General features: G+C 31.3%; 10 protein-coding genes. All 10 read left to right on the top strand.

What is annotated here, in order from left to right:
- The first annotated feature begins 214 nt into the window (after positions 1-214).
- The 10 genes from HKO22_RS04290 to phoU all read left to right on the top strand — a co-directional run bounded on the left by HKO22_RS04290 (position 215) and on the right by phoU (position 11,581).
- Complete coding sequence (locus tag HKO22_RS04290; RefSeq protein WP_169968804.1) at positions 215-817, top strand: YhfC family glutamic-type intramembrane protease; 603 nt, start codon at positions 215-217, stop codon at positions 815-817.
- Positions 804-1,205: a DUF3887 domain-containing protein gene (locus tag HKO22_RS04285; RefSeq protein ID WP_169968802.1), complete on the top strand. Its 402-nt coding sequence runs from the start codon at positions 804-806 to the stop codon at positions 1,203-1,205. The genes HKO22_RS04290 and HKO22_RS04285 overlap by 14 nt, the downstream gene beginning before the upstream one ends.
- A 237-nt stretch (positions 1,206-1,442) precedes the next feature.
- Positions 1,443-2,144, top strand: a complete 702-nt coding sequence (locus HKO22_RS04280; RefSeq protein WP_075660113.1) for an ABC transporter ATP-binding protein — start codon at positions 1,443-1,445, stop codon at positions 2,142-2,144.
- A 7-nt stretch (positions 2,145-2,151) separates the two neighbouring features.
- Positions 2,152-6,153, top strand: coding sequence for an FtsX-like permease family protein (locus tag HKO22_RS04275; protein WP_169968800.1), 4,002 nt, complete (start codon positions 2,152-2,154; stop codon positions 6,151-6,153).
- 101 nt (positions 6,154-6,254) lie between these two features.
- Positions 6,255-7,265 carry an aminomethyltransferase family protein gene (locus HKO22_RS04270; RefSeq protein WP_169968798.1) on the top strand — a complete coding sequence of 337 codons (1,011 nt, stop codon included), beginning with the start codon at positions 6,255-6,257 and terminating at the stop codon, positions 7,263-7,265.
- A 203-nt stretch (positions 7,266-7,468) separates the two neighbouring features.
- A complete protein-coding gene (locus tag HKO22_RS04265) occupies positions 7,469-8,392 on the top strand; it encodes a substrate-binding domain-containing protein (RefSeq protein WP_169968796.1) in 924 nt (307 codons plus the stop codon).
- A gap of 22 nt (positions 8,393-8,414) precedes the next feature.
- Positions 8,415-9,323, top strand: a complete 909-nt coding sequence (gene pstC, locus HKO22_RS04260; RefSeq protein ID WP_169968787.1) for a phosphate ABC transporter permease subunit PstC — start codon at positions 8,415-8,417, stop codon at positions 9,321-9,323.
- Entirely contained in the window at positions 9,316-10,197 is an 882-nt protein-coding gene (gene pstA, locus HKO22_RS04255) for a phosphate ABC transporter permease PstA (RefSeq protein WP_075660118.1), read from the top strand. The genes pstC and pstA overlap by 8 nt, the downstream gene beginning before the upstream one ends.
- A complete protein-coding gene (pstB, locus tag HKO22_RS04250; protein WP_075660119.1) occupies positions 10,197-10,952 on the top strand; it encodes a phosphate ABC transporter ATP-binding protein PstB in 756 nt (251 codons plus the stop codon). The genes pstA and pstB overlap by 1 nt, the downstream gene beginning before the upstream one ends.
- Complete coding sequence (gene phoU / locus HKO22_RS04245) at positions 10,952-11,581, top strand: phosphate signaling complex protein PhoU (RefSeq protein ID WP_075660120.1); 630 nt, start codon at positions 10,952-10,954, stop codon at positions 11,579-11,581. Before pstB ends, phoU begins: the two co-directional genes overlap by 1 nt.
- Positions 11,582-11,584 lie beyond the last annotated feature (3 nt).

Raw genomic sequence — 11,584 nt, 5'->3', positions numbered from 1 at the left:
TTTACTTTCATAGTAGGTTTTATCTTGGTAGCAATAGGAGCACTCAAATACTGAGTGCTTATTTTTGTGCATAAATTTATTTATTATTTTTATAAAAATTAAATTTTATATTTATTTAAATATTATTAAAATTAGAAGTAAAAAATTGACAAGGAGAAAAAACAATGCTATAGTCTATTTAGAAATATGTCTAAACAGAAAGTTTGTGAGAGATGTGAAAAAATTTTTAAAATTATTTTTGTTGGGAATGCTATGCTTTGCAATATCACAGTTGTGCCTGCGTTTACCTATTTTAAAGCTTTTAAATAATAGCCTATTAATTTATAATTTTCAAATATTATATCCGTTGTTACATGGTTTTATACTATCATTGAGTGCAGGTATATTTGAAGAGGGATGTAGATTTATTTTCAAGGATAAATTTTTAAAAGAAAGTAAATCTAAGCTTGATGCTACTATTTTTGGACTGGGATATGGTTTGATAGAAGTCATATATGTATTTGCAATAAGCTTTAGTAGTCTTAATTTAATGACCAATTCAGAATTTTTTTTAGGAATTTATGAAAGAATATTAGCAATGATATTTCACATTGGGATGACGGTTTTAATATGGACTGGTTTTGCTAGAAATAAGAAATATAAATACTTAATTTTAGCAATAATGATGCATGGAATTTTCGATTATTTAATACCATTAAAATATATTTTTGATTTTAGCAATTTTATGCTATATGGAATATGGACAGCTATTTGTGTATTTATTTTGCTCTTCATTGTCAATATTAAATTAGGAGGAATTAGCAATGAGAAATTTTAAAAATTTAATTTTAATTGTGATAGCTTTATTTCTAGTTGGTTGTGGTTCAAAAGGTGAGAAAATGTCTGATGATGATTTTTCTAAGTATGAAAAGCAAGCACAGGCTGCAATAAGTTTAATTAATGAAAGAAAAACAGTTGAATTTATTGACTTGACAGAAAAATCCCTTGGATTTAAAAAGGAAATCCTTGAAGAAGCTTATAAAAACCTTGAAAATTATGGAAAATTTGTAGAATTTGGAAAGTCAAAGGGGATTTATGAAGAAGACAAGGATAAGGGAGAAACTTATTTTACGATCTTGCAGAAAGTAAAATATGATAAAAAAGATGCACTTTTTAGAGTAAGTTTCAATAAAGATAATAAAATAATTGGAATATTTTTTAAGTAAAGTTAATACTATCTTGTAAAAAATTATCTTATTTATGAGTAGCGCTCAGTGATGAGCGCTTTTTATTTTAATCTTACTATTAATTTGATCTTTCTTTATCCTAAACTAAATCAACAGATGTAATTTAATGATTATTGTTTTTCCTTAAAATTGATTATATAATGTTCAAATAGAAGCATTAACACTAAGTTCATTTATTGATAAGTGAATTTTAGTTTAGATTAAAAGGATGGTATTATGGCTTTTATCGAAGTTAAAAATCTCTCAAAGGTGTATAAAGTTGGCGAGAGAGCTGTGATGGCAAATAATAAATTAAATTTTGAAATAGAAAAAAATGAATTTGCAATAATTTTAGGTGCAAGTGGCGCTGGCAAATCGACTTTTTTAAATATTTTAGGCGGAATGGATACTGCTTCAAGCGGTGAACTTTTAGTTGATGGCAAGAATATTGCAAATTATAACGAAAGAGAACTTACAACTTATAGAAGATATGACATGGGTTTTGTTTTTCAGTTTTATAATCTTATTCCAAATCTTACTGCACTAGAAAATGTTGAGCTCGCGACACAAATTGTAAAGCATGCAAAAGATCCCGTTGAAGTTTTAAAATCTGTGGGACTTGGCGAGAGAATTGATAATTTCCCATCACAATTATCTGGTGGTGAACAACAAAGGGTTTCAATAGCAAGGGCAATTGCAAAAAACCCTAAATTACTTCTTTGCGATGAGCCAACAGGTGCTCTTGACTATAATACAGGCAAGCAAATTTTAAAATTATTGCAAGATTTAACTAGAACTACAGATACAACAGTGGTTTTAATCACACATAATTCTGCGATAAAAAATAGTGCAGATAGATTGATTGAAATTGCTGATGCAAAGGTGAAGAATGTATTTATCAATAAAAATCCTAAGAATATTATGGAAATAGAATGGTAGGTGCAGCGTGAAAGCTTGCGATAAAGATAATTTTAGAGAGATAAAAAATTCTCTTCCAAGATTTATTTCAATTTTAATAATTGTCTTTTTAGGTGTTTTTGTATTAATTGGGTTAATTTCTACGGGAGAAGTTATGCGAAACACAATCGATGACAAGATAAAAAAATTAAATCAAGAGGACATAAAAATTTCTGTACCCATAGGTTTTGAGGACAAAGATAGAGAAATTATTGAAGGAGAAGATGATATATCTGAACTTGAATATGGCTACGATAAAGATGTTTTTTTGGAAGGCGACTCCATTGTAATCAAGGTTTTAAATATGCCCTATGAAATTTCTAAACCTGAAATTATTGAGGGAAGAAATATAAAAAGCTCTGATGAAATTGTCCTCGATTCGAGAATGAAAAAAGAAGGTAAAAAAATTGGCGATATTATTTCTTTCCAAGAAGATAATGATGATGATAAAGATAATGATTTAAAGAGGCTTAGCTACAAGATTGTTGGTTTTGCAAATTCATTGGATTTCATTCAAGATGAAAAAGGGACTTATTCTGAAAGAGGATATGGAAAAATTTCCTATTTTGCCTATATTGATGACGGAAATTTCTCAGGTGAACCAACCCTTGCAAAATTAAAATTTTTGGGGACAGAAGGTCTAATGACTTCCGACAAAGATTATGTGGAATACATGGACAAAAAGACTCGGGAAATAAAAATCGATCTTAAAAACAGACCTAAAGAGAGACTTCTTTCTATTCAAAATGAAATTTCTGGAAAGATAAATGATGCTGAAGATAAAATTTCAGATACAGAGGAAAAGCTAACTGATGCAAAGGATAAACTTGTAAAGGGTCGTGAGGTTCTCAACAAGGGAAAAGAGGATTATAAAGAAGGTCTTGACAAGTACAATAAAGAAAAAACTGACGCAGAGTCTGAAATTTCAAAAAATAGAAATAAATTATATAAAGCATCTGTGGAAATTGATGATGGAGAGAGAAAACTTATTGACGGTTATGAAAAGTTAAGTGAAGGAAAGAAAAAACTTAATGATGCAAAAAGTGAGTTAAATTCTGGACAAAAAGAACTTGTCGAAGGTAAGGAAAAATACCAAAAGGGACTTGGCGAAGCAGAAGCTTCAGAAAAGGCTTTAAAGCAAGGTGAAGATCAACTTGTTGAAGGCAGAAAAAAGTTAGATGATGGTTGGCAAAAAATTGAAGAATCAAAAGCTAAGCTCTCTGAAGGTATAAAAAAATATGAAGATGGCGAAAAAGAATACGACAGCGGAAAATTACAACTTGACGCTGGAAAGGCAAAGCTTGTAAAAGAAATGGGTGCAAGTTCTTATGAAGATGCTGTTGAAAAGATTTATGCCATTGATAAAATTTTAGATAATGCAGAAGAAATTTTAAGCAAACTTCCTACAATCGAAGATGAAATAGCAAGCACAAAGGAACAAATTAACCAAGTAGATGCAGGAATTTCAAAAATTGATGACGAAATTGCAAATATAAACTCAAAACTTCAAGATCCGAATTTGTCAGAAGATGAAAAGGCAAAACTTAGTGCTGAAGTTGCAGGATTAAATGCGCAAAAGAATAGACTTCAAAAAAATAAAGATGATTTAAATAAAAAATTAGAATTTTTAAACAATTCTAAGAAAGAAATAGATAATGCACTTGAAGAAATAAATAAAAAAGTTCCAGGTGGAATTTCTGGAAATTTAAATGATTTAAAAGCTAAAGTAAAAGAAGGTAAAGCAGGAATTCAGCAAATTGACGAAAACGAAAAAAAATTAGTATCGGCGAGAGCAACCTTAGATGCCAGCAAGAAACAAATTGAAGATAGTAAAAAACAACTTGAAGAAGGAATTGCTGAAGCAGAAAAGGGCGAAGAAGAATTTGCGAAAAATAAAGAGGAAATAGAAAAAAATAAAAAGAAATTACAGGACGCAAAACTTGAATTAGCAAAAGCAAAAAATAAATTAGATGAGTCCGAGGAAAAATTAAATAAAGGCAATGCTGACTACGAAAGAGGAAAAAGAGAACTCAATGAAAAAGAGAGTGAATATCTTGAAGGCAGAGAAAAACTTTCAAGAGCAAAAGAAAAATATTTATCTGGCACTGATGAATTAAAAAGAGGAGAAGAAAAGCTAGATAAAGAGTTAAAAAGTGGAAAAAATAAATTAGATGACGCCAAGGGAAAACTCTATAAAGCAGAGAAAGACTTGAAAAAGGGCGAAAGTGAATACAATGATAAATCCAAAGAAGCAGAAGGGAAAATTTCTGATGCAAGGGGAAAAATTGCCGATGGAAGAAAATACTTGAGCCTAATAAAGCAACCTAGATACAAAATCACACCTAGACATTTGTCTGGCGACATCAACACTTATATAGACTATGCAAAAAGAGTTGACGGGCTTTCCTTTATCTTTCCAATATTTTTCTTTGCAATAGCGCTATTAGTTTGTTTTACAACAATGACTAGAATGGTGGACGAAAATCGAGTTGTAATTGGAGCATACAAGGCATTGGGTTACGCAAATAGAGAAATTGGGCGAAAATTTTTCTTGTATGGATCACTTGCATCAATAATTGGCGGAACCTTAGGTGCTATAAGTGGATCTTATATTTTAACTTATATTATTGGAAATGCTTACTCCACAAAGACAATTTTTGAGAACCATTTGATAATAAATGTATTTCCACTAAAAATAATATTTGCCATTGCTATTGGATTTTTATTTACAACTGTTGCGGCAGTAATTACAGTTAATAAAAATTTAGAGGAAAAAACAGCTTATCTTCTAAGAAGCAAAGCACCTTCAAAGGGAAATAGAATTTTAATAGAAAGAATTCCCTTTATTTGGAACAATTTGAGTTTCTTATCAAAAGTAACTGCAAGAAATTTATTTTTGTCGAAAAAGAGAATGTTTATGACAGTAGTCGGCGTCATGGGTTGTGCAGCATTACTTGTACTTGGATTTGGACTTTCAGAATCTGTTAAAAATGTAGAAAAATTACAATTTAAAGACATTTTAAAATATGACATCTCGGTTTTATACGACAGCAAATTTGACGAAGAATCATATAAAAATTATAGAAAGAGTATCGAAGATAAAAATTTAGCTTACACAAAGACTTATGAAGAATTATTCACCATGGATTATGATGAGATAGACCAAAATGTAAATGTAATTGTGCCAAGTGATAATGAAAAGTTTAAAGACTATATATCTCTAAGGGATAAAGACAGTGTAGAAGAACTTAATCTTTCAAAGAGAGGTGCAATAATCACAGAAAAACTTTCTAAACTTAAAAAGATAAAAGTTGGGGACCCATTAAAGCTTCGTGATGTATATGGAAATGAATTTGAAGTAGAAGTTTCAGGCATCACAGAATTTTACATTGGACATAATGTATACATGAACAAAGATTATTTTGAAAAGGTAACAGGGTCAGAATTTGTTCCAAATACAGATTTAATAAAGTTGCCAAAAAATTTTGATAAAGATAAATTTACAAAAACTACAATAGAAAATAAATCTGTTTTTAACATCACAGATGTTGACGACATGAAGGATATATTAAACCAATTTTTATATTCAATAACAAAAGTTGAAATAATAATATTAATTGTAACGACAATTTTGGAAGTAGTAGTTCTCTATAATCTAACAAATATAAACATCGAAGAGAGAATAAGAGAAGTTTCAACTATAAAAGTTTTAGGATTTTATCCAAAAGAGACAACAGCATATATTTACAAGGAAACTTATATCCTTGCAATAATTGGAATATTAATAGGGCTTGTGGTTGGTAAAATTTTACACTACTCTGTGTTACAAATAGTTGTGCCTTTAATGTCAATGCTACCTGAAAAATTGACTGCAAAACCTTTTATACTGGCGGGAATAATAACAGTATCTGTAAACACAGTTATAATGATAATATTCCATTTTAGAATAAAAAAGATAAATGCAATAGATGCATTAAAATCAAACGAATAAAGAAACCGAAGTTTAAAGACTTCGGTTTTTGTTTTTAAAAAAATTTTGAGGGTATATTAGGGGTGAAGACTATTGTTATAAAGTGTTAAAGGAATGATATTATGAAAGATAATGAACTAAAAAGAAAAGAACATGAAGCCGTAAGATGTGGTGTTGGTTATTATGATTTCACTCACCAAATTTTAGATGTCAAGGGTAAAGATGCAGCAACTTTTTTAGACAAAGTTTTTGTAAATGACATAAAAAATATGAAAAAAGGACACGCACTTTATACTACAATGCTAAATGAAGAAGGGAAAATCATTGACGATGTAATAGTTTTTAGATTGGAAGAAGACAAATATTTGATTTCAACTCTTTATATTGACAAGATGATTAAATGGTTCGACAAATTTAAAGATGGATGCGACCTTGATTACAAGGATATTACTTCAAGAGTTACAATGTTTGCTATTCAAGGACCAAAGTCAAGAGATCTTGTAAATAAAATTGTTGATGAAGACATTTCTAATTTAAAATTCTTTACTATCGAAGATAATTCTGTTGGCGACTTAGACATTATGGTTGCAAGGGCAGGTTTTACTGGTGAACTTGGATACGAACTTTATGTTGAAAGTGGCAAGAAAGAAAAGCTAGAAGAAAAAATTAAAGAATGTGGCAAAGAGTTTGGGCTTATTAATATTACAACGGATGTAATTATTGGAAGTTTGCCAGGAGAAAAGGGATATGTACTAATGAGCGACCTGGAAGGTACAAATCCACTTGAAGTTGGGTATGACTGGACAGTTCATTGGGACAGCGACTTTATTGGAAAAGATGCACTTCTTAAAGAAAAAGATGATGTAAAAAGGGATTTGTTAGGCTTTGAACTTTTTGAGGAAGGCGAAGTTGAGGCAGGGGATGCAGTTCTACTAGATGGTCGAGAAATTGGAAAAGTTACAAAATTTACCTATGGCTACACAGTTGAAAAGTTCATTGGTTACTGCTTAATTGAAAAAGAATGTGCAATAGAAGGTAAAGAAGTTGAAATTAAAACTAAAGATGGCGATATAAAAGCAAAATTATGCGACAGGATTTTCTACGACAAAGAAAATAAAAGAGTAAGAGGATAAAATTTGGAGTCAGTTATCTGGCTCCTTTTTATTTCATCTTTAAGCAACAATGGCGATCTATATCTAAACTTTACATAGTTTCACTAATATTTCACAGCTTGTAAAATATTTTACACAAAATTTACAATAGCAATCTTTCAAATTTACAATATTTTTCTATAATGGCAACGAAAGTAAAAATTATATTTGAAAGGAAGATAATAATGGAAATTAAAAAAATTGGCAAGGTTGGAATGATTCTTGCATTGGCAGCGTCTTTAGTTGCTTGTGGGGGAAACAAGAAGGAAGAAGCAGCTAATACTCCTAAAGAAAATGCTAAACAAGAAGAAAAGGGATCTAATGCGGCTGATCTTGGAACTATTAATGTAATTTCAAGAGAACAGGGTTCAGGTACTAGATCTGCTTTTACAGAGCTAACTGGCGTTCTTGTTAAAGATGGCGACAAAGAAGTTGACAATACTTATGCTGAAGCAGCAGTTCAATCTTCTACTGATGCAGTTCTTACAACTGTACAAAATGATAAGGCATCTATTGGTTATATTTCTCTTGGTTCTTTAAATGACACAGTTAAGGCTGTTAAAGTTGAAGATGTTGAAGCTACTCCTGAAGATATAAAAGCGGGAAGCTATAAACTTTCTAGACCATTTAATGTTGCTTATAAAGCTGATATAGATGCAAAATATAAAGACTTAATCACATTTATTATGTCAGATGAAGGTCAAAAGATTTGTGAAGAAGAAGGTTATGTTGGAGATGCTACAGGTGCTAAATACGAAGCTATTGACAATGATGCACACATTACAATTGCTGGTTCTACTTCAGTTTCTCCTCTAATGGAAAAGCTTGCTGAAGCTTACAAAGCTAAAAATCCTAAGGTTCAAATTGACATTCAGTCTAATGGTTCTTCTGCTGGTATGACTGCAGCAATGGAAGGTACAGCACAACTTGGTATGGCTTCTAGAGAACTTAAAGATGAAGAAAAGAAAGCTCTTGAATTTACAGTAATCGCAAGAGATGGTATTGCAGTAATTGTTAACAAGGAAAATACTTGCGAAAACTTAACAATGGATCAACTTCAAAAAATCTTCACTGGTCAATTAACTGAATGGTCTGAAGCAGCAAAATAATTAGGTACAGGGAATGAATAAAATGGAAGATACTAATAAAAAGGTACTCCATAAAGAAAACCAAAGAAAAACATTCACTAAGGAAGAGGTATTTAAACACTTCTTCCTAGTTTGTTCTGTACTGTCAATTTTCTTTTTGCTATTGATATGTATATTTATCTTCAAAGATTCTTTTGGTTTTATTGGAAAAATTGGAGTAAGAAAATTTATCTTAAACGATAGTTGGACGCCAATGAATGTACCGCCAAGTTATGGAATTCTACCTATGATAATTGGTTCTATAATGATCACTGCATTATCGTGTATTGCAGCAGTTCCAGTTTCAATTATGGTAGCTTGCTATTTGGCATTTGATTGTCCGAAAAATATTTATAGAATTTTAAAACCTGCACTAAACTTAATGACAGGCATACCTTCAATTGTATATGGTTTTTTTGCCTTGACAGTTATAGTGCCAATTAATAGATCTATTTTTGGTGGTACAGGTATGAATATGTTATCTGCATCAATATTACTTTTGATTATGGTTTTGCCAACAATAATCTCTATGGCAGAGGCATCTCTTAGAACTGTTCCTCAATCTTTTTATCAAGGCTCTCTTTCTCTTGGCGCAACTCACGATGAAACTATTACTAGGGTAATGATACCTGCCGCAAAATCTGGTATTTTTGCTGGAATAATTTTAGGCGTGGGTCGTGCAATTGGTGAGACAATGGCAGTAATATTAGTAGCAGGAAATCAAACTAGGTTGACTTTAAATCCTCTAAAGGGAATTAGGACCATGACGACTAATATAGTACTTGAGATGGCTTATGCGGCTGGAGAACACAGACAAGCTCTTATAGCAACTGCAGCTGTGCTATTTATTTTTATTTTAATTATAAATATTGTATTTTTTATAGTAAAGAGTAGGAGCGAAAACAATGGTTAAATATATTACAGTAGGCATATTATTATTTTTTGTCGCTCTAGTTTTTGGACTTCACTTCATAAAGGGCTTATCTTTTTACAGGATAACTACTAGGTTATTTTCAGGAATGACTTTTGCGGTTTTAGTTTTCATAGTTGCTTTTGTAGTTTTTAAAGGAGCATTTTCTTTTAGACCAGATATGCTTTCACTAAATTACACTTCAGAAAATGTATCAATGGGACCTGCGATTATTACAACACTTCTTACAGTTGTTCTTGCAATATTATTTGCATCACCAATTGGAATTTTTACTGCAATATTTTTAGTTGAATACACAGATGTTGAAAACAAACTTGTTAAGGCTATTAGGCTTGCAACGGAAACTCTTGCAGGTATTCCATCAATTGTATATGGATTGTTTGGAATGCTATTCTTTGGATTAAAGTTAAAGATGGGTTTTTCAGTAATTTCTGGTGTATTGACAGTATCTATTATGATCCTTCCGATTATAATGAGAGCTACGGAAGAGGCACTAAAATCAGTTCATCCATCAATTAGACAAGGCTCCTTTGCACTTGGAGCAGGTAAACTTAGAACAATTTTTAAAGTTGTGCTGCCAGTTGCCATTCCAGGAATTTTATCGGGAATAATTTTATCAATTGGACGTGTAGTTGGTGAAACAGCTGCGCTTATGTACACGTTAGGTACAGCAACATCACTTCCATCATCACTTAAATCATCTTCAAGGACACTAGCTCTACACATGTATGTGCTTTCGTCTGAAGGTAAGCATGTTGGGGAGGCTTATGCAACAGGAATGGTGCTTTTGCTACTTGTTCTTTTAATCAACTGGTCTTCTACTAAGCTTGCAGACAAACTAAAGGAGGTAGAATAATGCAATCAAAGATGAATGTCAAGGATCTCGATTTATACTATGGGGATTTTAAAGCACTTCACAATATAAATTTAGACATAAGGGAAAATGAAATTTTATCATTTATTGGACCTTCTGGCTGTGGTAAGTCAACACTACTAAAATGTTTAAATAGAATGAATGATCTAGTAGTAGGTTGTAGAATAGATGGAGATATAACTCTTGATGGTGAAGATATTTATGCCAAAAATTACGATGTAAATAAACTTAGAAAAAGAGTAGGAATGGTATTTCAACAGCCCAATCCCTTTCCAATGAGTATTTATGAAAATATTGCCTATGGTCCAAAGACTCATGGTATAAAAAACAAAGCTGAATTAGATGAAATTGTGGAGTCATCGCTTAAACAAGCAGCAATTTGGGATGAAGTAAAGGACGATTTAAAAAAGTCTGCACTTTCAATTTCTGGTGGGCAACAACAAAGACTTTGTATTGCAAGAGCAATTGCAGTAAATCCTGAAGTAATTTTGATGGACGAACCAACATCTGCTCTTGACCCAATTTCTACAGGAAAAATTGAAGATTTAGCACAAGAATTAAAGGAGCAGTATACAATAGTTATAGTTACTCACAATATGCAACAAGCTTCAAGAATTTCTGACAAGACGGCATTTTTCCTTCAAGGAATAATTGTCGAATATGGAAACACAATTGACATATTTACAAATCCAAGGGAAGAAAAAACAGAATTATATGTAACAGGAAGGTTCGGCTAATGAGAAAGAAATTTGATGAAGAGTTAAGACATTTAAATAATTTACTTCTAGAAATGGCAATGCTAAATGAAACTGCAATTAAAAAGTCAATTTCATTATTAGATGATAAGGACGAAGCTATTGCAATGGAAGTTTCAAATTATGAAGAAAGAACTGATGTATACGAAGGTATTATTCAAAAGCAATGTTTAAAAATTTTCGTTGAACAACAACCAGCAGCAAGTGATCTAAGAAGAGTATCTGCTGCCTTAAAAATGATTACCGATATGGAAAGAATTGGCGATAATGCTAGGGATATTGCAGAAATTTGCATGATGTTGCCCGATGACTACGCTTCAAATAAATTTCCTCTAGTAAAGCAAATGGCAGAAGCGACTATTGCACTTTTAAATAAGTCCATAGATTCCTTTGTAAATATGGATATTGATTCTGCAAATAAAATTGACGATGAAGATGATGTTGTAGATAATTATTTTGTGATGATAAGAGACGAATTAATTGATATAATTAAATCAGATTTTGATCCTGCAGCTGCAATTGATATTATAATGATTGCAAAATACCTAGAGAGGATATCAGATCACGCTGTAAATATTGCCAAGTGGGTAATATTTTCTATAAAAGGATGATTT

It is taken from the genome of Peptoniphilus faecalis, from assembly GCF_012976305.1.
GTDB lineage: Bacteria > Bacillota > Clostridia > Tissierellales > Peptoniphilaceae > Peptoniphilus_A > Peptoniphilus_A faecalis.
The sequence above is the reverse complement of the archived record's forward strand: the minus strand, read 5'-3'. Positions and strand labels throughout refer to the sequence as shown.